Below are 24,917 nucleotides of genomic sequence, written 5' to 3'. Positions count from 1 at the left end.
CAAAAATAGTATAATTTACATAATGAGTAAGGTAAAATATTATTATGATTCTGATACCTTGTCGTATCGCAAAATAGCACGTAAAAAACGACGTACCTTTAAGTACGCTTTAGCCTTTTTATTTTCATCAGCTTTGCTAGCTTTTTTCTTTATCTTTTTAGGAAGTCAGTTTTTTGAATCTCCTAACGAAAAAGCCTTAAAGCGTGAATTGAGCAACATGCAACTACAGTTCGATTTATTGAATAAAAAAATGACAGAAGCGGAGACTGTGCTTGCTAATATAGAGGATAGAGACAACAATATCTATCGCTTATATTTTGAATCCAATCCTATTCCAGAAGAACAAAGAAAAGCCGGATTTGGAGGTGTAAATAGATACAAAGCTTTTGAAGGTTTTGATAATTCTAAACTAATAAAAGAGAGTAACAAACGTATAGACATTCTTCAAAAAAGGATAGTTGTACAATCTAAATCTTTAGATGAAATTGCTGTTTTAGCTGAAGAAAAAGAAAAATTTTTAGCTACAATTCCAGCAATTCAACCAGTTAACAACGAAGATTTAACGCGAATGGCTTCTGGTTATGGTATGCGTACAGATCCATTTAATAAAACTAGAAAAATGCATTGGGGAATGGACTTTACTGCACCTCGTGGAACACCCGTTTATGCTGCTGGAGATGGTGTTGTTGAACGTGCGGATAGTAATAGTTCTGGTTACGGAAACCATATTAGAATAGACCATGGCTACGGTTATGTTTCTCTATATGCACATTTATACCAATATAAAATTGGAAAAAACCAGAAAGTAAAACGTGGAGACCTAATTGGTTTAGTTGGAAGCACAGGTCGATCTGAAGCTCCTCATTTACACTATGAAGTTTTTAAAGATGGTCAACGTATAAACCCTATAGACTTCTATTATGGTAGTTTAACTGCTGAAGAATATAGCAAACTGCTTGACCGTTCTTCTATAGAAAATCAATCTTTAGATTAATGCAAATCAATCTTCCAGAAAAACGTTATTACGCCATAGGCGAAGTAGCAAAAGCTTTTGGTGTTAACACCTCATTAATTAGATTTTGGGAAAAAGAATTTGATGCGCTCAAGCCTAAAAAGAATGCTAAAGGCAATCGTAAATTTACACCAGAAGACATTAAAAATCTTCAATTTATATATCATTTAGTAAAAGAACGAGGATTTACTCTAGAAGGTGCAAAAATCCATATTAAAGAAGAAAGACAGAAAAGCCTTACTAATTTCGAAATTATTAGTAAATTAGAAGGCGTAAAAGCTCAACTTATAAAACTTAAAAATGAACTATAAACAACTACCTGGAGACACAACTAAAAAATCAAGTACTATGAAGAAATGGATAATTCCAGTTATTGTAATTGCAGCACTTGCTTTATTATCAATAAAAACATATAACTCTACTATAGGTTTAGATGAAAACGCAAATGAAGCTTGGGCCAAAGTAGAAAGCTCTTACCAAAGAAGAAATGACCTTATTGGTAATTTAGTAAAAACTGTGCAAGGTGCAGCAGATTTCGAAAAAGGAACTTTAGAAGCTGTAATTAATGCAAGATCAAAAGCAACATCTATAAACATAGACCCATCTAACATTACACCAGAACAATTAGCAGCATTTAATAAGGCTCAAAGTGGATTAACAAGTTCACTATCTAGACTTTTAGTAACCGTAGAGCGCTATCCTGATTTAAAAGCAAATCAGAATTTCTTAGAGTTACAATCTCAATTAGAAGGTACAGAAAACAGAATAAATGTAGCAAGAGACCGTTTTAATGAGGCTGTAAAACCTTACAACAGTCACATTAGAACCTTCCCAAACAACTTGCTTGTGGGCTTTTTTGGGTTTAACCAAAAAGCATATTTTGAAGCTGAAGAAGGTAGTGAAAAAGCACCAGATGTGGAGTTTGACTTTAAATAGACCTATGCAAGATTCTGTAGAAGCATTTTTAACCACCATTGAAGAACAAGAGATTGTAGCAGCCATTCGTGAGGCAGAACAACAAACTTCTGGTGAAATAAGAGTACATATTGAAAACACTTTTAAAGGCGATATAGAAACGCGGGCTTTAGAAGTGTTTTCTATTTTAAAAATGCAAAACACAGAGCTGCATAATGGAGTACTTATATATCTCGCAGTAAAGGATAAAGCTTTTGCTATCTATGGAGATAGAGGTATTAATGCTGTTGTTTCCGATTCCTTTTGGGACGATACAAAAAACACAATACAAAGTCATCTTAAACAAGGAAATAACAAACAAGCTTTGGTAGATGGTATTCTACTTGCTGGACAGCAATTAAAAGACTATTTCCCAGTCTCTAAGAATGACAAAAATGAGTTAAGCAATACCATTTCTAAAGGATGAATTTGAGTAAACAATCTCCTAGCAATAGCAGTCAAAGTACCTCAGCTGTTCTCAGTCGTAATTTGTTATATCTGTTAATTGGATTCTTATTTCTTGGTACTCAAATTTCTATTGCTCAATTTAAAATCCCAAATAAGCCCGCTAAAGCTAATGGTGGGCAAACTAGTGTTTATGATTACGCTGGATTACTTCAATCTAATCAAAAATCAGCCCTAGAAAATAAACTTATTAAATACTCTGACACTACCTCTACACAAATAGTAGTGGCTATCATACCTTCAACCAACGGTGAATATATTAACTATTTAGGAGCGCAATGGGCTGACAAATGGGGCGTTGGAGACAAAGACAAAGACAATGGCATATTTATACTTTTGGCCCGAGACGATAGAAAAATTGGTATAAGTACTGGTTACGGAACCGAGCACTTAATGACCGACGCTATGTCTCGCCGTATTATTGAGCGTGACATCATTCCTTTTTTTAAACAAAATGATTACTACGGAGGACTTAATCGTGGAGCAGATGCCATATTTGAAGTCTTGCAAGGTGAATACGAAGGCTCTAGACAAAACGATGGTGGCGAGTTTCCACTTGGTGTTGCTTTATTTCTATTTCTAGTTTTCATAATTATACTAATGTCTTTCTCCAAAAACCGTCGAAGTGGAGGAAATAATGGAAATGGAATGAGTGGTAGAAATACAACAAGGGATATACTGGAAGCTATAATTCTAAGCAATTCTGGCCGTGGAGGTTACCGAAGTGGCACTGGAGGTTTTGGTGGTGGATTTGGCGGAAGCGGTTCTTCTGGTGGAGGTGGCTTTGGAGGCGGCTTCGGCGGAGGTGGTTTTGGAGGTGGTGGTGCTTCAGGTGGTTGGTAGGTTACAACCTTTATTCTGTTAACAGTTTTACTAAAAAAACACCCATTTAAACAACTTTAATCCATTTACATTCTCTCATAAAACGAGTCCATAGATTCGTTTTAAACCATTTTTAAATTTCATTTAACAGCTTTCAAATTTGCCTTTTAACATTTTTTCTAACCAGAAAGAGAGATTAAAAACATCAATTTCAAGTACTAAAATTTAAAAAATTAGTATCTTTTACTAATACTAAAGAACAAATTTTAGTAAAACATCACGGTCTACATAAACCTATACTAAAACGCCTTATTCCTTTCCTGAAAAATGAATTTTATATCTAACTAATAAATTAGCTAACACGATTTCATTATTAATAGAGGCTAATGGATTAACAATAATATTTATAAATAAGGACATAATACAAAAATTGCAACCAATTTTAATAATGACAAAACCATTATTAAACCAGTTGCAAGAGTAATTTTTGTTCTAAAATTTATAAATAATACTTATTGAAGAGTTGAGAATACCGACAACAACTTTAACATTAAGAAATAGAATTAATCAAAGTAATATCCACCATTGTCTTTAGACTCACCTTTAGATCCTAAGCTATTAAACTTCCAACTGAAACTTAACATAAAGTATTGCTCTAGCACTGTACTTTGGGAATCTTGAATATAATCTTGTGTTGCCACACGTCTAGCATTTGTATTTTGATTCAATAAATCGTACACCTTTAAAGTTACTGCTCCTTGATCTTTTAATACAGAATACGCTAAAGTAGCATTCCAAAACCAAGCCGTTTTTTGAAAACCGTCTGCGATATTTGGATTGTAATTAAAACTAATATCGTTTCTCCACTCTAATTTTTCAGGTAAAAAAGTCGCTGTTCTTATTCCTGCATCATGGCTTGTAAAGTTTCTATCCTCGAAAGCCTCGATATCATAGTTATTTCTAGTAAAAGTAACTCGGTAGTATGGTTTAAATTCTAAAACTTTATCCCAAATAAAATCAACACCTATATTTGGTGTAAGCGAAGTTACCTTACTCGCATATTGCACATCATTATTAAAGTTTATGTTTTTTGATAAATTAGTCCAAGCACCCGCTTTAACCTTTATTTTTCTAATTGAATCTAACTTAAAATCCTTACTATAACGCCCGTATAAACCTACATTATAATTACCATCAACATTTTCATACGTAGTAACCCTTTTTAGTGTTTCTGGATCTACTGTTGTTTTAGATATTACTTGATTATTTGTAATTTCCGCATTTCCATTTAAATACAGACCCGTCTTCTTTTGCCAATCGAAACCATTATACCCAATGTATATTCTATGACTATTTGCTGGCTCTAAATTAGAATTACCTATAATTGTGTTTAATGGATTAGAAACATCCGTAAATGCTTGTAACTGTCTTAATGCAGGAGGATTATTACTTAATCTATAATTAGCATAAATAGAAGATTTTGGGCTAAAACGGTAATTTACATAAGAACTAATTTGCATATTATTAAAATCACGTTCTACATTAAACTGAGACCTTAGCAAATCTTGATTCTCAAGCGTACGCATATTATAACTAACCTTAAAACGACTTGAAAACTTCTCACCTCTATAACTTAAAGCTACTCCAGGAATGCTTCTAGAATCGGTATACTCGAAATCCGTACTTAAATCGGTATTGAAATCTGCAAACTCTTGAGATGTTTCATTAAAATCGAATGTACTCTCTCTGTTTTTGTCTTTATCTCGTGCATATTCATATTCGAAATTTAAGAATAACTTCTTATCAACTAATGGTAATCTGTAAGTTAATTCGGCACTTATACCATTACTATTTTTCTCACCATCGGTAAATTGATTTCTATTAATAGTCTCTGGACTAGAACCAAATATTTCGGTATTAGAATTAAGAAAATCGTCACTCTCATTCTTATTAATACTATTTTCTAATTCAAAACGTAAAAACGCTCCTTTACTTCCAAAACGCTTAGTCATACTTAATTGGTTTGAAAATTCTCTTCCAACACTTTCTACATTAGAGTTTACTGCAGATTGATTAGTAAGCACTCTATCTTCATCTAATGTCTCATCGTTACTATTGTATAACGTTCGACTTTTAGAATAGTTAAATGATGGCGCTATATTAATTTGAAATGTTGAATCTGTTTCAATTTCAAAATCTAAGTTTGCGGTATGACTATCTGTATCGTTATCTGAATTTGAAGACGAATTTGTAAAGAATCTAGAATCAGATAATATCGTTTCACGTTGTGAAGAAGATTCGTTTGTTGAATTACTAGAAGCATAGAAATAATCTCCAGAAACATCTGTTTTCTCACCTATTTTATCTGCATAATTTAAACCTACATTTTGCGAAGTAGTAATACCTGCTCCACCACCAAAAGAACGTCCTCCAATTGAAAAAGAACCATTACCATTAAATGATGTATTTCCACTACGTCCAAACATTTTAGAAATTTCTCCAAAACTAAAACCAGGTGAATTGGTATTATTTCCTCCAGCCAATACACTTATACGCTGGTCGTTGTCAAATAAATTAACCATACCAGCAAACTCATAACGCTCGTCTGTTCCTCCTCCTGCAGATACTCTACCAAATACACCTTTGTTATTTTCTTCTTTAATAGTAAGATTTATAGTTTTATTCTCTTTATCTCCAGCCTCACCTGAAAAGGCTTCAGCTTTAGTTTTTGTATCAACAATCTGAATTTTTTCAATAATATCTTTAGTTAAATTTTTAGTAGTTATTGAAGGATCATTCCCAAAAAAAGGCTTTCCATTTACTAAAATTTTATTTACTTCCTTACCGTTTATTTTTATCTTACCTTCCTCATCTATCTCAACACCAGGCAATTCTTTTAGCAAGTCTTCAACATTCGCATCTTTTTTCGTTTTAAAAGACTTAACATTAAACTCTAACGTATCCTTTTTTATAGTTACGGGAGCTGTAGATTTTAAAACAATCTCGTCTAAAGCATTGGATCCTTCTAACTCAATTGTGCCAATATCTTGTGTTTTTTTATCCATTTTAACTTTCTTGAAATAGGTTTTAAATCCTACATAAGAAACAAACAAATTTAAATATTCATCTGAAGTTGTATTTTCTAATGAAAACCTCCCATCTTTGTCTGAAATAGTATAAGTTACTAAAGAACTGTCTTTTACACGTTGCAAAAAAACTGTAGCAGCTTCCATTGGGTATTGATCTTCTATATCTACCAATTTACCGGTAACAATAAAATCTTTGGTTTGAGAAAATGAGAGTGATACACAGAAGAGTGTTGCAAAAAAAAGTAGTTTGCGCATGGTTTGATTGGTTTAGTGATTGATGGTTATTTTAGCGTAAAATAAAAAAACGAAAGTACTACAGTTATAGTATGGAAATCTTAAAGAAATTATAAAGTTTTAGTTTGAAATGTTATTTTTAAGGATACAAAACAGTTGAATTTATTGCTTTATTTCATTTCGAGAAGTATCGTTTTTATAAGTTAAAACCTTTACTTCTTCTATATCATCATGAAACCCTATTAACTCCGTATATGCTGCTATAATTGGAAAATATTAAATTTAGACTTGAACCAAACGGTCAAATTTCTTTTATTGACCTTTAAGAATCTATTCCGTTTTTTATATAATTCTTCATTTGAAGAACCAGTAACTTGGTTTGTTATTTCTACTCTATATTTTTTTTATTGAAGTACAAAAGCATTACCCTCAAATCTATTATTCTTCAAAAATAATTGACGTGTTTTATCCTTTAAAGCAAAATGAATTCTATCCTTCGTTAAATTAACTTCGGATAGTATACGCTCTTTTGTATCTTCTAAAAAATCGAGTAAATAAACAGAAGCTCTTTAATCGTTTTTGCTTGATTTTGAATTGTTTTGGAATCTTGAAACGCGCAGCTTCAAATGCGATAAGTTAATTAAAGAGGCAGTTATATTCTCTTAAAACTTTTTATTGATTATCCCAAAAAAAGCAATCACTTCTTTATAGAAATATCTACTTAAAGCCCATATAATAACAGCGATAATTATACTTTTAAAATAATTATCGCTGTTAACACACCTTTTTTAATGCTTATTTTTTACGTAAATAAACACTAATTGGCACTCCCTTAAAATCGAATATATCACGTAATTTATTTTCTAAAAAACGTTTATAAGGCTCACGAACATATTGTGGTAAATTACAGAAAAATGCAAATTGCGGTTGCGCTGTTGGCAACTGCATAATGTATTTAATTCTAACAAATTTACCTTTATAAGCTGGCGGTGGATAATTTTCTATTATTGGTAAGAAGGTGTCATTTAAAACACTTGTTTTAATTTTCTTAGTTCTATTTTTATAAACATCAACAGCAGTTTCTATTGCTTTATAGATACGTTGCTTTGTTAATGCCGAAATAAATACAATTGGAACATCTGTAAATGGTTCGCATTGTTGGCGAATATGCTTTTCGAATGCAATAGTAGTTTTATGGTCTTTCTCTACTAAATCCCATTTATTAACTAATATCACAATCCCTTTTCTGTTTCTTTGGGCTAACCAAAAAATGTTCTGCACTTGCCCGTCAAAACCTCTATTAGCATCTACAACAATTAAACATACATCTGCATGTTCTATAGCACGAACGCTTCGCATTACAGAATAGAATTCTAAATCTTCTTTTACTTTAGATTTTTTTCTAATCCCAGCAGTATCAACTAAATTAAAATCGAAACCAAAACGATTGTATTTGGTATCTATAGAATCTCTAGTTGTACCTGCAATGTCTGTAACTATATATCTTTCTTTACCAATTAAAGCATTTATAAAAGAAGATTTCCCTGCATTTGGTCTTCCAACTACTGCAAATCTAGGTAATTCGTCTACTTCTTCTTCTTGTTCTTTTTCTGGAAGTGCTTCAACTAAAGCATCTAATAAATCTCCAGTTCCACTACCATTAATACTTGCAACTGTAAAATAATTTCCTAAACCTAAACTGTAGAATTCTACAGCATCTTCGGCACGTTTTCCATTATCTACTTTATTTACAACTAAAAAAACAGGTTTTGTAACTTTACGTAATAGTTTAGCAACATCCTCATCCATTCCAGTAATTCCATCTTCAACATCTACCATAAATATAATGGCATCTGCTTCGTCGATAGCCAATTCTACTTGCTTATCGATTTCTGCTTCGAAAATATCATCACTTCCTTTCACATAACCTCCTGTGTCTATTAAAGAAAATTCCTTTCCATTCCAGTCACTTTTACCGTAATGACGATCTCTTGTAACACCACTAACGGCATCTACAATGGCCTCACGACGTTGAATTAAACGATTAAAAAATGTTGATTTTCCAACGTTTGGTCTTCCTACAATTGCTACTATATTACTCATATTTTTCGTTTTAGTCTGCATTACATATCCTGTAAGCGCCTGCAAAGGTAGTGTTTAGTAATAGAAAAAAATGTAAATTGAATTTTTAAAAACATTAAAAATGTCATTATCTAACGAAATAATTTTAAGACCGCGTTTTAAACATGAGGTTAATGAGGATAACGAGGCGCTTTTAAATCTTTTTGAGTACTCTAAAACAACACAAAAAGATTTTATAGTTTCTAGGGTCGATGATCATGTATTTATTAGAATTCCTAAAGAACAACAACACTTTTGGTCACCTCAACTACATTTGGAGATAAATAAAAATGAAGATAAAAAGACCAGTACTATTCATGGTTTATTTGGCCCGAACCCAACAATATGGACGCTTTTTATGTTTCTTCACTTTATCGTTATCTGTTTATTTATTGGCTTCGGTACTTGGGCATATGCAAACTGGTCTCTACAAAATAGCTATTCTATTCAACTAACTTTAGCTTTTTTTATGGTTATTATTTGGTTTGCACTTTATTTTAGTGGTCGGTTAGGAAAATCTAAAGGCAATGCCGAAATGCATTTATTAAATAATTTTATGAATGGCGTATTAAAAAAGCCTTAGTAAAAACTAAGGCCTTTGTAAAATCTATATATTAAATATTACTACTGCTGATTTTCGTAGAATGTAACTGTACCACTATCTTCATTAGACACAATTAATAAATCTTTTCCATTAGGACTCTCCTCTGCAGGAACAACTAGCAAGCCTTCTGGCGCTTCGTCTCCACTATGCGACAAAATTGTTAAAAAAGTTGGAGCAGTTGGGTTTGTTATATCATAAACCATAACTTGATCTGTACGTTCTAAACCTACAAAAAGTATATAACGTTGGTTACCTATATTTAAAACATCTACACTTTCTGGCTCTGCTCCTTTATCATCGCTTCTACCATCTTCATCATTAAATTTATTTGGAGTTAATACTAATGTTTCTGTTGCAATGCTATTACCACTATCGTAAGCCAATGTTCCGTTGGTATTCCAAATACTAAAAGAACGCGCTCCATAACTGTAAATTTCGTCTAAATCGCCATCGTTATCTGTATCGCCTAAAGCAGTAGTTGTTTTTAATCTCCCTAAGTTTTCATCATTTAAATACTCTAAAGCCGTAGGGAAAATTGTTTCATCTAAAGTTAAATCTTTAAGCCTTTCTTCTTCACTAAAACCATCATAATCTCTAGAATCTCCTTCGTTTGCAGAAATCACATACTCTATTCCTCCTATATTTACATAAACAATAGCATCTGGCTGGTACATTCCTTTTACAGGCCAGTTTTTAAGCTCGGTTACAAAATCTTTATCACTTGCGTCTAAAGCGTTTTGCGCTAAACTATAATCTTTAAAGCCTAATGGATAAATAGCCTCTATCGTTTTAGTTGTTAAATTAACTTTTGCAATCCCATTGTTTTCTTGTAAAGACACCCAAGCGTTTTGAGAATCGTCTGAAATAGCAATATACTCTGGCTCAACATCTGTTGCTAAATTAGCATTTGGGCCAAAAACTCTAAAGCCTTGAGCCTCTAAAGAAGCTTCTTCTGTATTAAATGCAGAAAAATCTAATGTTGTTACAGAATCGTCATTTAGGTCGATAATACTAATTGTTCCCATAGGATCAACCGTATAATCATCGTTAGGTTCTCCCTCATTTGCTGAAACAATACTATTTCCATTGTTTGAAAACGTAACCATATCTGGAAGCGCACCAACAGTATATTGATTAATTAAAGATGCATCTGAAGTATTATAAACTAAAATTTTACCTGGATTTTGTTTAACATCAGCTTCTACAGCAATGGCAAGCTTTCCATTAGAAACCGCAACACTATTAGGAGCTCCATAAGCACTTAAATTTATTGAAGTTTCTTGTATAGGCGCGTCTAAATCTGAAATATTATAAATAGAAATCTCATTAGACTCACTATTGGTAACAAATAACTTTTTTGTTAAAGCATCGAATGCAGATATCTCTGCCGAAGCTTCACCTCCAACGTTGATTGTTGTTTTGTACTGAAAATTAACTTCAGTATTTAAGTTATTGTTTTGGCTTACAACATTGCCATCATCGTCTTGACAAGCAAATGCAAATAGCGCTAGACACGCAATAGTAGTTTGTTTTAAAAGTTTCATTATTTGGTTTGTTAATTAGCAACAAAAATGAAACTCCAACGTAAACTAAACGTCAAGCCAAAATAAAGAAATGATTAGTATTTTATAAAAACCTAGGCTTAAAATTAAGCAAAGGTTATTTAAACTTTAATTACTGGTTATACCCAAAACGCTTTAATTGCCTTTGGTTACTTCTCCAGTTCTTATTTACTTTAACATAAAGCTCTAAGTGAATTTGTTTTCCAAAAAACTTCTCCAAATCTTTTCTAGCTTCTACTCCAACTCTTTTTAAAGCAGAACCTTTATGCCCAATAATAATACCTTTTTGAGTTTCGCGTTCAACCATAATTACAGAACGAATTTTAATGATTTTTTCTTCTTCAAAAAATTCTTCGGTATCTATTTCTACTGCGTAAGGGATTTCTTTTTTATAGTGTATTAAAATCTTCTCACGAATGGTTTCGTTTATAAAAAAACGTTCTGGCTTATCTGTTAATTGATCTTTAGGATAATAAGGTGGAGATTCTGGAAGTAACTCAATAATTCTATCGAATACTTCTTTCACATTAAATCCTTCTAAAGCCGAAATAGCAATAATTTCAGCATTTGGCACTTTTTCTGCCCATAACTGTACTTGCTCTTCTAATTGTGCCTGATCAGATTGATCAATCTTATTTAATAATAATAGAACAGGTATTTTAGCATTAGTAATTTTTTTAAAAAACGCTTCGTCTTTTAATTCTTTCTCACCAATTTCTACCATATAGATAAGCAAATCTGCATCATCGAAAGCCGACTTCACAAAATCCATCATAGAAGCCTGTAACTCGTATGCTGGCTTTATAATCCCAGGAGTATCACTTAATACAACTTGAAAATCTTCACCATTTACAATACCTAAAATACGATGTCTTGTAGTTTGTGCTTTAGATGTGATAATCGATAATTTTTCACCTACAAAGGCATTCATTAATGTCGATTTACCAACATTAGGGTTACCAATAATATTTACAAAACCTGCTTTATGACTCATTATATTCTATTTAATAGACTGCAAAGTTACGACCTTGGTTTATTTATTCCTCTATCGTAAAGCACAATACTTCCGGCAACCGATACATTTAAGCTTAATTCGCTTTTAAATTTTACTAAAAAATGACTCTTCTCTATGGCTTGTTTAGACAACCCGTGATCTTCTGCTCCTAACAAGTACACACAACGTCTTGGATGATGAAAAGTTTCTAAATCTACCGCAGTATCATCTAACTCAACTCCAACCAATCTTGCGCCTTTAGGGATATTGTTATAAAACTCTTCGAAAGTATTATAATGAAAGTACGGCATAGATTTTACTGCATTATGCGTGTCGCAAGCTTGTTTAGCATAACGATTTCCAATAGTAAAAATATAACTCGCTCCTAAATTTTGAGCCGTTCGCCAGAGGACACCTAAGTTTTCTGGTGTTTTACCATTTTGAATTCCTATTCCAAAATATTCGTTTTCAAAGTTATCTACCATATTGCAAAAATATAAAAGTTAAATAAATTAGTCTTAAAAGACTTTATTATTTAATTTTAATAAAATTGAAGATGAAAAACGAAGACCTGGAAACAAAAAACTACTGGACGCAACGTTACAAAGAAGACAGAATCGGTTGGGATATTGGCTATCCTTCTACACCTTTAAAAATTTATTTCGATCAATTAGAAAATAAGGAATTATCAATTTTAATTCCTGGAGCTGGCAATGCTTATGAAGCTGAATATCTTTTTAATAATGGCTTTAAAAATGTATTTATTTTAGATATTTCTGAAATTCCTCTCGTTGCTTTTAAAAAAAGAAATCCAGATTTTCCTGATTCGCATTTAATACAAGGTGATTTTTTTTCTCATAATAAAACTTACGATTTAATTATCGAGCAAACCTTTTTCTGTTCCTTCCCTTCTTTAGAAGCAACCCGAAAAGCCTACGCTAAACAGATATCTAAATTATTAAACACAAATGGAAAACTTGTTGGTTTATGGTTTGACATTCCGCTTACAGACGATCTAGTAAAGCGTCCTTTTGGAGGAGACAAAGCACTATACTTATCTTACTTAGAACCTTATTTTAAGATAAAAACCTTTGAAACATGTTATAATTCTATTTCTAATAGAAAGGAGTTTTTTGGCATTTTTGTAAAGCAGTAAATAACTTATAATAAAAAGGCTTCCAAGTCGGACCTTTTTATTAATTTTTTATATTTTCTGGAAGCTCAATCTTAGTTTCTGGCGGAATTCGTTTTGCTAAAAACAATATCTGACCTAAATGACTAGATTGATGTTCCATAACATGAAACCAGCAGTACTCGTTTGTCCAACCAAAACTTGGCTGTTGTTCTTCAAACCATTTATCATCTCGCTTTTTTAATTCTTCAATGGTTTTTGCTCTAACTTCATTATAAATATCTAAATAATATTTTGCATCGTGACCTTTAAATTGGTCTCTACCAGCCTGATCTAAAGACATTGCTGCTCCCCATTTTTCATTTTCTTCATCATTAAAGTTTCTTCCTTCGAAAGTTGCAACTTGGTAATACGCTTCGGCAGCAGCCAAATGCATAATTAATGCACCAATTCTATTCGCATTCTCGTCGTGTAAATGATCTAGTTCATAAATAGACATATTTTTCACCCTACTTTCAACACGGTTTTTTAAATCTTCTAACATAGAAATCATATTTCCAATTTGAGGAGAAGCACCTTCGATATTTCCTATAGAGACTATTTCTGGCACAATACCGCTTCCTTCTATTAGTAAAGCGGAATTACCTTCGGCTGTGTCTATAGTTGAAGTAACGTTATACTCTTCCACTTTAACTATTTTTCCTTTTGAAACTCCTTGACTCCATTTTGGAATGACATTATTATCTACAACAGTTTCAAAACTTGCATTATCGACAGATACTTCTTCTAAAATACCTTTATCATTTTCTATAAATAGTTTATAATCATCGAAATAAAACTTTCCATTCATTAAACATAATCCTCCAAAATTTAATCTTTTTGAGCTTTTATCTATTGTACCTTCAACTGTATACGACTGCCATTCATTTGATGTAATTGGACGATCTCCCATATTATCGAAAAAACCCATCCCGCCTTCGCTATTATCTACTCTTGCCCAAACGCCAGCCCAAGCTTGTTCGTCTTCTGTTTCTACTTTTACAGAGGCTGTAACTTTGAATTTCTTTTTTGTTTTTGATTGAATATCTAGGAATTGACTAAAAGAAGTCCATTCTCTTGATACTGTTACTGACGATTGAGCAGTTACCATAATACTAAATAGTAATGTTGCAAAAAGGATTGTTACTTTTTTCATTGGTTGGTTAAATTATGTTACTATTTAAACTATACGTCTATATCTGTAATATATTGTTACGGTTTCTTTTTTTTTTTAACTTATGCTATCGATTAAAAGGATACTCGTTTATCCAATTAAAACCTCTATTCATTAATAAGAAATCTTCTTTTTGCTTAGTGTTACCAAAAGCTTTTATTGTATCTCCTTTAAAAACAGCATCAACTCTAAAGGTTGGGCCTGTATTTATTAGTTTTAAATTAAAAGTATCTGATGCATCATTGTAACTTTTTAATTTTAGACTATTGGTTAAAGAATCTATTTCTGTTTTGTAATATAATTTAGAATGATCCATAGTTTGAATCTGTATTAAACCTTCCCATTCAATAATTATATACTTCCAACGCTTTGTATTATTTTCATCTGCAGTAATTGCCTTATTATTTTTTTCAAAATAAGTAATTTCATACAAACCATAATTTTTAGGTTTTGCAGCCATGTCGCCATTGCTGTACAGTGATTTTACACCCCCAATAACTCCGTAAATTAAGACAAAACCTATAATGAGCAATTTAAAGGTTAATGCTAAAGGTTTAAACCAATTATTACTATAAACTGGTTGATTAACAGTTGTTAATCGAACAGCATTATCTGTAAAAAAGAATTGAAATAGTTTTTTAATATCATGAGATAAAAGCAACAAAGTAAAAAGCACTAAATGTGTTGACATAATTTTAACAGGCACATCGAAGAAGTAATTTACAGCCATAACATTAGAAGCCGTCATAAGCGTAATAATAACTCCTACTGTCATTGTGCGTCTAAACAAAAGCAATATTGCTAGCAACTCTGCAATTCCCATAAAAAGGTTGTAACCTTTAGAAAAACCTAGAAAAGTCCATGCTAATCCCATTGGAGAAGAATCTCCATAAGGTTCTAATAATCGATAGAAATATGGAGAAGGAAATTGTAACTTTATAACTTTTGCAAGCCCATAATTAATAAGCATAAATGCAATATAAAATCTTATTGCTAATGTTATCCAGTAATACAATGTCTTATAGTTTGGTTTATTTCTATCTGCAATTGACCAAATAACCGTAGCTATTAAAGCAAGAATAAAAAATACTAAAACACAAACATAATCGTAAGTAGTATCTCCACTTCCATTGGTAAATACCGTAATTGGTTTTGGGAGATTTAAAAATATTTTTGCAAACCAAGGGATGAACTGTTGCATCCACTCTGTTGGCTTAACCATAATGAATTCCCAAAAGGGATAAGCTCCGTTATTTTGTAAAATGATAAAAAGAGAACAATAAACAAAACTGAATCTAAAGCCTATTTTCTCTAATACAGACCATTTAACAATCGTAGTTGGGTTTTGCATATTTGGTTGGTTTTTGCTTTTAACAAGATTTAAAAATAAAAACCAATACCTAAAAACAATAGCAATTAACAGTAAGTTAACTACTTATTATTTTTCAGGAGGATAACCTTCCAACATTTTTTCTACAATGGCTTTAAAACGTGCTTCTCGTTTTTCTGGTTTTTGATTTTGTTTAAAACCAGACTCACTAGTGGCTTGCCAAAACAATCCTGTTTTAGATTCGTCTACAAACTCAACAGTAATTTGTTTATTAATATTAGGTTTACCAAAAGGAATACCTACTGAAACACCACTATAACCACCACCAACGCCTAAACCGACGCTATTGCTCGAACTCGACTCAAACTCTTCGCTTTTAATATCTATAAAAAAACTAGCGTTTTCAGTTTTCTCTAAACCCATTGCATTTAGCTTTGTTTCTAATGCTGAGATTAAACGTTTCTCGTCTAATCCATTTAAACCAGACTCTATATTACTAAAGAAATTATAGGTTTTGTACTCTGAAAAATTAGTCGCTTTTTCGTAATCGTAGTTTACGTAAATTGGTGCACAAGAAGTAACACAAATAATTAGAATTAAATATTTTAAAGATTTCATAATTGCTTTTTTTATAAAAGTAACAAAAATTAAACCGTTTATTATATCGACACAATTGTTCGTTACAATTTTAACTTTTTAATAGTATCTTACACTCTCTATTAAGAATTTAGAAGTTAAACCATATCGTTTATGACACTTTATAAACAGACACAATACGGGACATTTATCACCACTATTATTAGTGTAATTGCAATTTCTACAGGAACCCTTTTTGTTTTACAAACTGGAAACAACCCAATTTCTTGGGTTCTTTTAACATCTATCTTATTACTTTTTTTTCTTATAATTTTAACCTTTTACAAATTAACAATTACTATTGATAATGATAAAATTGAAGCAAAGTTTGGAGTCGGTTTACTTAAGCGTTCGTTAAAAATTAAAGACATTAATTACGACTCTATCGAAAATATAAAAGTACCAATGCTTTATGGTATTGGTATTAGACTAACGCCATATGGCTGGTTATACAATGTAAAGACTGGTAATGCTATTAAAATAAAGTCTAACAATAGCACCTTTTTTGTAGGCACAGAAGACTTTAAAACAATTCATAGCATCTTATTAAAGATGAAAAAATAATTATTTTACTATACATAAAAAAAGCCCTTAATTAAATTAAGAGCTTTTATATATTATTCTATTTTAAAAAATTCTAAGGATTCAACGCTCCCCAAAGCACATCTTTAAGTTCCTGTAAGCCTTGTTGCGCTACACTTGAGATAAACACATAAGGAATCGGTAATTCGTTATCCAATTCTTCTTTTAACTCAGCCTGAAGTTCATCGTCTAACATATCGCATTTTGAAATAGCAATAAAACGATCTTTATCTAGCATTTCTGGATTGTAACGACGTAATTCGTCTAATAAAATATCGTACTGTTTTTTAATATCTGGTGCATCTGCTGGAATTAAAAACAATAAAATAGAGTTACGTTCTATATGGCGCAAAAAGTAATAACCAAGTCCTTTACCTTCGGCTGCACCTTCTATAATACCAGGAATATCTGCCATTACAAAACTCTGAAATTCACGATGTTTTACAATACCTAAGTTAGGTTTTAAGGTTGTAAACTCGTAATCTGCAATTTTTGGTTTTGCAGAAGTTATTACAGATAAAAGCGTAGACTTCCCTGCATTAGGAAAACCAACTAAACCAACATCTGCTAATAATTTAAGTTCTAAAGTAATATCCTTTTCTTCCATAGGAATTCCAGGCTGTGCATAACGAGGTGTTTGGTTTGTAGGCGTTTTAAAATGCCAGTTTCCACGACCACCTTTTCCTCCTAAAGCCACAATACGTTCTTCTCCTTCTTCGGTAATTTCAAAAAGCGTCTCATCAGTTTCAGTATCTTTAACTACTGTTCCTAAAGGTACATCTACGTACATATCTTCTCCATCTGAACCTGTACTTCTTCCACTACTTCCACTTCCTCCATGACCAGCACGAACGTGTCTTTTAAACTTTAAGTGTATTAATGTCCAAAGATTAGTACTTCCTCTTAAGATTACGTGACCTCCTCGTCCACCATCTCCACCATCTGGACCACCTTTAGCAAGATATTTCTCTCTATGTAAGTGTGTAGACCCTTGTCCTCCTTTACCAGAGGTTACGTGCATTTTTACGTAATCAACAAAATTTCCTTCTGTCATAATTATTATCCTTTACTCTATTTTTGCTAATAAGCTACTACGCTTTTTTTATTCTCGTTTTTCTTCCAATAATAAAATATAAAATTGGTCCAAAAAAAGGCACAAGTAATATTACTAATACCCATATTAATTTATCGTTATTCTTAAAATTATTTGAAATAACACTAATAATTGCTAAAACAAATAAAACAATAGATAACAACATTATTAACAGTAACAAGAGTTGAAACACTCCAATGTGACTGTGTAATAAAACTAAATTCATTTTATAATTTATCTATACTAGCGCATAAACGCTCTGTAATATCCTCAACACCACCAAAACCATCTACACCATAATATTTATTTTGTGCAGAATAAAAATCTTTTAATATTGCTGTTTTTGTGTAATATTCTTTAATACGGTTTCTTATAATACCTTCGTTTGCATCATCTTTTCTTCCACTAGATTTTCCGCGCTCAAGAAGTCTTTCAACTAAAACTTCATCCTCAACCTCTAAAGCAATCATTGCATTAATTTGCGAATCTTTACTTTCCATTAGTTTATCTAAAGCTTCTGCCTGTGCATTAGTTCTTGGAAAACCATCAAAAATAAAACCGTTTGCTCCAGCATTCTTTTCAACCTCAGCACTTAACATATCAATAGTAACTTGATCAGGCACTAATTCGCCTTTATCCATAAAAGATTTAGCTAAAGTCCCTAAAGCAGTTTTATTTTTAATATTGAATCTAAACACATCTCCTGTAGAAATGTGAACTAAATTATACTTCTCCTTTAAAAAATTTGCCTGAGTGCCTTTACCTGCTCCTGGAGGACCAAATAATACTAAATTTGTCATGTGTTGTGTTGTTTTTAATTGATATACTTCTGGTAAATCTCTTCCTAACCCATCGTAATCTAAGCCATAACCTACAATAAACTTGTTAGGAATCTCTATACCAACGTAATGTAATTTAAAATCTTTTTTATATGCTTCGGGCTTATAAAACAAAGTAGCGATTAGCAATTGTTTTACACCTTCGTTTTTAAAAATACGATGTATTTCGTGAAGCGTTTTACCTGTATCTATAATATCTTCAATAATAACAACTGTTCTACCTGTTAAATCTTGAGTTAAACCTATTAAACGCTGAATATCGTCTGTAGATTTCACACCTTCATAAGATGCTAGTTTGATAAAGGTAACTTCGCATGGTTTTGGATATTTTTTTACAAAATCGCTAACCACCATAAACGAACCATTAAGAACACCAATAAAAACAGGGATTTCATCTCCTAAATCGTTAGCCAAATCTGCAGCCATTTTAGACACAGCAGCATCAATTTCTTTTGCAGAAATAAAAGGCTTAAAATATTTGTCGTGTAGCTTAATCATTATATTCGTTTTATGAAAGTGGCAAAGATACGTATTTGTTAATCGATATACGATTTTTGACTTATCATTTTAGGTCGTTTTTGTGTTTTATATTGTACTTTTGTTTGATATTTTTAACTTAAAGATTACCACTTTCGTGGCAACGTAATGAACTATTTCTCTTCAAATTTTAAATTAGGTATTCTTGGTGGTGGACAACTAGGCAAAATGATGCTTTACAACACTAGAAAATTCGATATCCAAACTTACGTTTTAGACCCTAGTGATGAAGCGCCTTCTAAAATGGCATGCAATGCATTTACACAAGGTGATTTAATGGATTTTGATACCGTTTACAACTTTGGAAAACAAGTAGACGTATTAACTTTCGAGATTGAAAACGTTAATGTTGATGCACTTGAAAAATTAGAAAAGGAAGGTGTAAAAGTATATCCTAGTTCTAAAAATTTAAGAATCATTCAGAATAAAGCAAAGCAGAAATTATTTTATTTAGATAAGAATTTACCGACTTCGGAATTTTCAAGATTTGCTTATGCTTCCGAAATTGAAGATGCTGTTTTAAATGGCGGATTAAAATTTCCGTTTGTTTGGAAAAGCGCACAGTTTGGCTATGATGGTACAGGTGTGAAAATGATACGCACGATGTACGACTTAAAAGATTTACCTAAAGGTGAATGTATTACTGAAGAACTTATCGATTTTAAAAACGAACTTGCTGTTATTGTTGCCCGTAACCCAGATGGAGACGTAAAAACGTATCCTGTTGTGGAAATGGAGTTTCACCCAGAAGCCAACCAAGTAGAGTATGTAATTTGTCCTGCTAGAATTCCTGAGGACGTTGCTAAAAAAGCACAAGATATTGCTTTAAAAGTATCCGCAGCTTTTAATCATGTTGGTCTTTTGGCTGTAGAAATGTTTCAAACTCAAAACGACGATATTTTAATAAACGAAGTTGCACCAAGACCACATAATTCTGGACACCAAACTATAGAAGCGAGTTATACTTCTCAATTTGAACAACATATTCGTGCCATTTTAAATTTACCGTTAGGCAAAACCGAAAGTAAAGTTGGTGGCATTATGGTTAACCTAGTTGGCGCAGAAGGTTATACTGGTGATGTTATTTACGAAAACATTGCAGAAATCATGAAAATGGATGGTGTAACGCCGCATATTTATGGTAAAAAGCAAACACGACCGTTTCGTAAAATGGGACATGTTACTATTGTAAATGAAGATTTAAATACAGCACGTAAAATTGCTGAAGAAGTTAAGAATACTATAAAAGTGATTGCAAAGTAATTTAGAATTTAAAACCTCTAGATAATGGGATTGCCTCACCGTTTTCCATAAAAACTTCTGTGCTTGAAAATTGTTTTATAAAATTTTGATTGACAATATAAGACCTATGGCATTTTACAAAGTTTGGTGGTAGTTGTTTTTCAATTTCCGAAACTTTACCTCTCACAAATTCCTTTTTGGCGGTTGTAAATAAATTCAAATAGTGACCATCGGATTTTACATAAATCAACTCACTTAAATAGACCTTAGACTTATTTTTTAGTAGAATATAATCGTTAGTTACTAAGGACTTTACCGTTTCTAATTCTGTTTTCGTTTTTTCATTTTCTATCCCTAAATTTCTATTTTCTGCATCTAAAAGCTTCTTATTTCTATCTGACTTCTTCCATCTTACAAATGAATATAAAGCTAATAAGAAAACCAGAAACAGCAAAACACCAAATACTATTCTATTCTTTTTTGAAGCCTCTTGAAGCAAATCTAATTCTTTAATTTTTTTGTCTTTTTCTTTAGTTTGAAAGGCAACATCTATCTCATAGAAATTACTGTTTTTCCTGAAGTCATCTACTAAACTATCGTATTTTTGAACATACAATGTTTGAATTTTTACATTCTCAACATCATTAATACTATCATAAACTCGCTTTTTAAGCCTGTGTACAATTCTGTTTATTTTAACTAAATACTTTTTATTTGGAATCGTTTCAACTTCATTTAAATTATTGATAGCAGCTAAATAATTTTGTTGATACAATTGATTAACTGCCATGTTAATTTTAGCATACGATTGATGTAGATGATCTTCATTTTGTGTTGCAATTAGATAACACTCATTTAACAAACTTGAAGCTGTCTCATAATTTTTTAATGTAATACTAAAATTACCTAACGTAGATAATGTTGCTGCTTTAAACTCCTTATTATTTTTGTAATAATTAGAATGTTGTACTGCCAACAATTTTGAGTAACCAACTTTGTAATTAGAAGAATCTACAAAATAATCAATTGCTAATTCTTGATCTGTTTTAGCTCTCCACTTATCGTTACTATCGTTTTTAGAAAGTAATATTAATTCGTTTAAAAAACGACGTGTTTCTTTATCGTAATTATGCTTACTTGTTTCTACTTTATGTAATTGGAATAGCAGTTCTTTATACTCTTCAGTTTTAAATGTTCTAGCAACTTTTTCGTGCTCGTATATTTTGTAATAAGTTGCGTAAGCAGAATCTTCGCAGTTAATACGTTGGTAGGTTTCGGCTATTTCAAACTGCTTTTTGGCATTAAATGGTTTGCTTTTAAACTGTTGTTTTAATTTTACAATTTGTTGCAACTCTTTCTCGTAGAAATACTCGTATGAGATTGAATCTATTGGCATTTGTTGGGCGAAAACAAATTGTGTAAGTAGTATAAATATTAGTTTTTTCAAAAACTTAACAAGATGTTACTCCAACTACTCCACCGTTTCCTGATTGTTTTGGCCTAATATCTTTAGAACTACTATCATCATTTATAAAGAAAGCAAAATAACCTTCTTCTACGGTACACTTTTCAAAATCGCGAAAAATTTCACATTCTTCATTACCTTCTTCTATTGCAATTCCTACCGTGTCTGATATATGAATTACTATAGATTTTAATTCTAAATTGACATTAAAATTTTTAATCTCAAAATTTTCAAAATCCATCAATTTAGAAGAAACATTTAAAAAAGTAATTTTTAATGTTTTTATTTCAGCTTCATCATTACAAATTTCTACTTTAGCATTAAATGGTTTCATCCTTTTGGTTTTAATTAGTTAGTTTATAAATATAATATTTTATTATTTAGTGAAAATATTAAATGGAATTCCAACTCTTAATCTAGCTGTAAAATTATCGTTAATTTTAGTTTTATAAAAAGCATCTTCAAATCCAAAATCAATACCTAAAATAGCTCCTTTACCATCTGAACCTATTGCTTTAAAAATTGGCCCAACGAGTGCTGTAAAATTATTTTTATAAAACACATCTTCTGGCTTGTTTACCAAATAACTATGTCGTAAATTAATATTTACTCCAAACTTTTGATTCTTTCCAAAAAATAATGCTGTATAAAAATCAAAATTTCCATATTCTAAATTTCTTTTTATCGATTCAAAACTTCCTTTAGCCTCCTCATTCTCATCATTTGACTCATCGAATATAGTTAGGTTTTTATCAATCTCGGGTGTTCCATCTATAATATTACTGCCCAAAAACGAGCCACTATTAAAACCTATTCCTGTTTTTAAATAAAAAATATAATTTTGAGATTTAAGTGTATAATTATAACTTCCAGACAAACCTACTCTTAACTTATTGAGCTCTTTATCGACAGCTAAATTTTTAAAAGCTACAGTGTCAATTTCTTTACTAATATTATCTTCATTAAATTTAAATGTTTGATTACTTAAAGATAAATCAACATCAAACCAACTCATTCTATAACCATAAGTTATATCGTTTTTTTTGTCAAATTCATAGAATTGATTTTTCACAAAATCATCAGCAGCAAGTTTCTCATCACTTAAGTCATTTTCATATTTCTCTAAAATACTTTCTAATTCTTCACTAAGATTTACTTTATTAAAGAAATCTTTTTTATCTGAATTCAATTCTGTTAGCTTTTTGGTTAATTTTATTATATCATTTCTTATATTATCGTTTACAACTTCAGAATTAACATTTTTAAATTTCTTAAGAAAAGCGATAGTACTTTCACCTTTATTAGTTTTCTCAAATTCTTTTAAAACTTTATGGTATAATTTTATTTTAGAATAGATATGTTCAATTCTTTTTAAACCACTACTTCTTGCATCTTCAGAGCTATAATAAACTGTGCTATTATTAATTTTATACAAATAACCTATATTACCTCCAACACCTTTATTCCACGAGTCATTTTCGAATAAACCAAAAGTAGAACTACCACTTCCGTTTATACCTAGTTTTAAAAAATGGTTGTAATTTTGTGTAAGATTAAAATTTGCATTAACAGAAATAGTACCTTTATCTTTATTTTGTTGATATCCTACTGATGTACCATTAGTAGCCCTGTCTTTATTAGCCAAAACTACAGTGTTAAATATATCTTTTATTTTTTCATTCATTAATTTAGGCTGCACAGCAAAATAACCTGAATCATTTCCAAAATTATATTCCTGAAGCTCACTTAAAACTAAAAGTTCGTAATTAAATAATGCTTTTTTATATTCGATAATAGTTTCACTAGAATCTTGCCCAAATCCCTTAAAAACAAATAAACAAAGCACAAATAAAATTTTTAAATTTTTCATAGGTATTGCTGTATTAAATTAATTAATAGTATAAAATTTGCAATAAAATTTAGTTGTTAAATTAGGTTACTCCTTCACAACCTTCTTCACACTCACACCGGCCTCAGTTTCTATTTTCATAAAATACAAACCAGAATTATAAGTACTCATATCTAATTGCGTTAAAGCTTGGTTGGTTTTATAAATAGTTTTACCATTTATATCGTTTAACTGTAAACTAATTATAGTTTTGTCTGTTTCAATTTTTAAGGTGTTTGTTACGGGATTTGGGTAGAGATTTATTGAAGCTTCTAAAACATTATTATCTCTTGTTGAGAGTGTATTCAAATCTAATTTTTTTATAACGTTTGAATTCCCAATATACAAGTCGTTCCCGTTTGCTCTTAAAGCTCCTATTTCGTTTGACATTGTTGCTATTTGCTCTAAAGTAGGATTAGAACTTAATAAATCTACTCTGTAGATAATACTTGGATAACTAACTGCTACATATAGATAATTATTTAAAACTTCTATGGCTTGTGTAGGCTGGCCAATATTTGTTATTACATTAGTTAAAGTTGGATTATCACTACTAATATCTATTTTAGAAACAGTCTCACTATCTCCTTCTGCAATATATAATGTACTACCAACCAAACATAAATCGTTTGGCCTAGTAACATTTAGATAATCTACTACTTGAGATGTATTAGTTAAATCTTTTTTAACAATTTTCATCTGATCTTTAAGTGCAATAAACATATCGTTATTATTAATTACTATTGAACTTACATTACTAGTGACACTAAAACCACCATTACTCGCTCCTCCCAAAGTGAAATTTTCTACTCCAGGTCCATTTCCGGCAGCATATAATATGTTTGAATTTTCTAATACTGTTAAAATATTCATGTGGTTCGCTACAACAGTTGGTGTAGGATTACTAACAGATATATTCGCTTTTAATATTCCTCCCGGATAATTAGCGATATAGAGTTCGTTACCAACAAAATACAAATCTTGAACATTGTTTAATCCTGTGGTTATAACATCTGTTGTTTGTCCATTCAAAATTGCAGAAATTGCAAGACATAATAAAGTAATTTTTAGTTTCATATATATAGTTATTAGTTACATTTTTA

At 31.1% G+C, this 24,917-nt stretch carries 24 protein-coding genes; 9 read left to right on the top strand and 15 right to left on the bottom strand.

What is annotated here, in order from left to right; genetic code table 11:
- Positions 1-22 precede the first annotated feature (22 nt).
- Genes ASC44_RS12180 through ASC44_RS12160 form a run of 5 tightly spaced genes read left to right on the top strand, consistent with a single transcriptional unit; the run spans position 23 to position 3,274 of the window.
- Entirely contained in the window at positions 23-994 is a 972-nt protein-coding gene (locus ASC44_RS12180) for a M23 family metallopeptidase (RefSeq protein WP_055447857.1), read from the top strand.
- Positions 994-1,323, top strand: coding sequence for a MerR family transcriptional regulator (locus tag ASC44_RS12175; protein WP_055447856.1), 330 nt, complete (start codon positions 994-996; stop codon positions 1,321-1,323). Before ASC44_RS12180 ends, ASC44_RS12175 begins: the two co-directional genes overlap by 1 nt.
- A gap of 37 nt (positions 1,324-1,360) precedes the next feature.
- Positions 1,361-1,948, top strand: coding sequence for a LemA family protein (locus ASC44_RS12170; protein WP_055447968.1), 588 nt, complete (start codon positions 1,361-1,363; stop codon positions 1,946-1,948).
- 4 nt (positions 1,949-1,952) lie between these two features.
- Positions 1,953-2,393: a TPM domain-containing protein gene (locus ASC44_RS12165; protein ID WP_055447967.1), complete on the top strand. Its 441-nt coding sequence runs from the start codon at positions 1,953-1,955 to the stop codon at positions 2,391-2,393.
- Positions 2,390-3,274: a TPM domain-containing protein gene (locus ASC44_RS12160; RefSeq protein WP_083476287.1), complete on the top strand. Its 885-nt coding sequence runs from the start codon at positions 2,390-2,392 to the stop codon at positions 3,272-3,274. The genes ASC44_RS12165 and ASC44_RS12160 overlap by 4 nt, the downstream gene beginning before the upstream one ends.
- 542 nt (positions 3,275-3,816) lie before the next feature.
- Here ASC44_RS12160 and ASC44_RS12155 read toward each other — a convergent pair.
- Together ASC44_RS12155 and der are read right to left on the bottom strand one after the other, a co-directional pair.
- Positions 3,817-6,597 carry an outer membrane beta-barrel protein gene (locus ASC44_RS12155; protein WP_055447855.1) on the bottom strand — a complete coding sequence of 927 codons (2,781 nt, stop codon included), beginning with the start codon at positions 6,595-6,597 and terminating at the stop codon, positions 3,817-3,819.
- Between the two features lie 774 nt (positions 6,598-7,371).
- The gene (gene der, locus ASC44_RS12150; protein ID WP_055447965.1) at positions 7,372-8,679 is read right to left on the bottom strand and encodes a ribosome biogenesis GTPase Der; all 1,308 of its coding nucleotides are present in this window, start codon (positions 8,677-8,679) and stop codon (positions 7,372-7,374) included.
- Between the two features lie 100 nt (positions 8,680-8,779).
- On the opposite strand from der, the gene ASC44_RS12145 reads away from it, so the two are divergent.
- Positions 8,780-9,280, top strand: a complete 501-nt coding sequence (locus tag ASC44_RS12145) for a hypothetical protein (protein WP_055447854.1) — start codon at positions 8,780-8,782, stop codon at positions 9,278-9,280.
- A 41-nt stretch (positions 9,281-9,321) separates the two neighbouring features.
- On the opposite strand, the gene ASC44_RS12140 is transcribed toward ASC44_RS12145, so the two are convergent.
- From ASC44_RS12140 to ASC44_RS12130, 3 genes are all read right to left on the bottom strand, one after another.
- Positions 9,322-10,845 (bottom strand): choice-of-anchor I family protein, encoded by a 1,524-nt coding sequence (locus ASC44_RS12140; RefSeq protein ID WP_055447853.1) that lies wholly within the window; start codon positions 10,843-10,845, stop codon positions 9,322-9,324.
- Between the two features lie 130 nt (positions 10,846-10,975).
- Positions 10,976-11,857: a GTPase Era gene (gene era, locus ASC44_RS12135; RefSeq protein ID WP_055447852.1), complete on the bottom strand. Its 882-nt coding sequence runs from the start codon at positions 11,855-11,857 to the stop codon at positions 10,976-10,978.
- Between the two features lie 26 nt (positions 11,858-11,883).
- Positions 11,884-12,342, bottom strand: coding sequence for an RNA methyltransferase (locus ASC44_RS12130; protein ID WP_055447851.1), 459 nt, complete (start codon positions 12,340-12,342; stop codon positions 11,884-11,886).
- Positions 12,343-12,413: 71 nt separating this feature from the next.
- Between ASC44_RS12130 and ASC44_RS12125 the strand changes: the two genes are divergently transcribed.
- The gene (locus ASC44_RS12125; protein ID WP_055447850.1) at positions 12,414-13,013 is read left to right on the top strand and encodes a methyltransferase domain-containing protein; all 600 of its coding nucleotides are present in this window, start codon (positions 12,414-12,416) and stop codon (positions 13,011-13,013) included.
- Positions 13,014-13,053: 40 nt separating this feature from the next.
- Here the strand turns inward: ASC44_RS12125 and ASC44_RS12120 are convergent, their stop codons facing one another.
- The 3 genes from ASC44_RS12120 to ASC44_RS12110 form a co-directional block, all read right to left on the bottom strand.
- A complete protein-coding gene (locus ASC44_RS12120) occupies positions 13,054-14,184 on the bottom strand; it encodes a DinB family protein (protein ID WP_055447849.1) in 1,131 nt (376 codons plus the stop codon).
- Between the two features lie 85 nt (positions 14,185-14,269).
- On the bottom strand, positions 14,270-15,553 hold the full coding sequence (locus ASC44_RS12115; RefSeq protein WP_055447848.1) for a hypothetical protein: 1,284 nt from the start codon (positions 15,551-15,553) through the stop codon (positions 14,270-14,272).
- Between the two features lie 87 nt (positions 15,554-15,640).
- Entirely contained in the window at positions 15,641-16,150 is a 510-nt protein-coding gene (locus ASC44_RS12110) for a DUF4136 domain-containing protein (protein ID WP_055447847.1), read from the bottom strand.
- 132 nt (positions 16,151-16,282) lie between these two features.
- Here ASC44_RS12110 and ASC44_RS12105 point away from each other — a divergent pair, with 132 nt between their 5' ends.
- Positions 16,283-16,732, top strand: coding sequence for a hypothetical protein (locus tag ASC44_RS12105; protein ID WP_055447846.1), 450 nt, complete (start codon positions 16,283-16,285; stop codon positions 16,730-16,732).
- Between the two features lie 73 nt (positions 16,733-16,805).
- Here the strand turns inward: ASC44_RS12105 and obgE are convergent, their stop codons facing one another.
- The 3 genes from obgE to ASC44_RS17725 form a co-directional block, all read right to left on the bottom strand.
- Complete coding sequence (gene obgE / locus ASC44_RS12100; protein ID WP_055447845.1) at positions 16,806-17,804, bottom strand: GTPase ObgE; 999 nt, start codon at positions 17,802-17,804, stop codon at positions 16,806-16,808.
- A 37-nt stretch (positions 17,805-17,841) separates the two neighbouring features.
- Positions 17,842-18,009: a PLD nuclease N-terminal domain-containing protein gene (locus tag ASC44_RS18500; protein WP_420835944.1), complete on the bottom strand. Its 168-nt coding sequence runs from the start codon at positions 18,007-18,009 to the stop codon at positions 17,842-17,844.
- 61 nt (positions 18,010-18,070) lie between these two features.
- Positions 18,071-19,180, bottom strand: coding sequence for an adenylate kinase (locus ASC44_RS17725; protein WP_083476286.1), 1,110 nt, complete (start codon positions 19,178-19,180; stop codon positions 18,071-18,073).
- A gap of 147 nt (positions 19,181-19,327) precedes the next feature.
- On the opposite strand from ASC44_RS17725, the gene ASC44_RS12085 reads away from it, so the two are divergent.
- A complete protein-coding gene (locus tag ASC44_RS12085) occupies positions 19,328-20,482 on the top strand; it encodes a 5-(carboxyamino)imidazole ribonucleotide synthase (RefSeq protein WP_055447843.1) in 1,155 nt (384 codons plus the stop codon).
- A gap of 1 nt (position 20,483) precedes the next feature.
- Here the strand turns inward: ASC44_RS12085 and ASC44_RS12080 are convergent, their stop codons facing one another.
- The 4 genes from ASC44_RS12080 to ASC44_RS12065 form a co-directional block, all read right to left on the bottom strand.
- Positions 20,484-21,908 (bottom strand): LytTR family transcriptional regulator, encoded by a 1,425-nt coding sequence (locus tag ASC44_RS12080; RefSeq protein ID WP_161805021.1) that lies wholly within the window; start codon positions 21,906-21,908, stop codon positions 20,484-20,486.
- A 4-nt stretch (positions 21,909-21,912) separates the two neighbouring features.
- Positions 21,913-22,260, bottom strand: coding sequence for a hypothetical protein (locus ASC44_RS12075; RefSeq protein ID WP_055447841.1), 348 nt, complete (start codon positions 22,258-22,260; stop codon positions 21,913-21,915).
- Between the two features lie 42 nt (positions 22,261-22,302).
- Positions 22,303-23,796: a hypothetical protein gene (locus ASC44_RS12070; protein ID WP_055447840.1), complete on the bottom strand. Its 1,494-nt coding sequence runs from the start codon at positions 23,794-23,796 to the stop codon at positions 22,303-22,305.
- A gap of 66 nt (positions 23,797-23,862) precedes the next feature.
- Positions 23,863-24,891, bottom strand: a complete 1,029-nt coding sequence (locus ASC44_RS12065) for a T9SS type A sorting domain-containing protein (protein ID WP_055447839.1) — start codon at positions 24,889-24,891, stop codon at positions 23,863-23,865.
- Between the last annotated feature and the right edge of the window lie 26 nt (positions 24,892-24,917).

The organism is Lacinutrix mariniflava (assembly GCF_001418015.1).
Lineage (GTDB): Bacteria > Bacteroidota > Bacteroidia > Flavobacteriales > Flavobacteriaceae > Lacinutrix > Lacinutrix mariniflava.
This window is presented reverse-complemented; position numbering and strand designations above follow the sequence as displayed.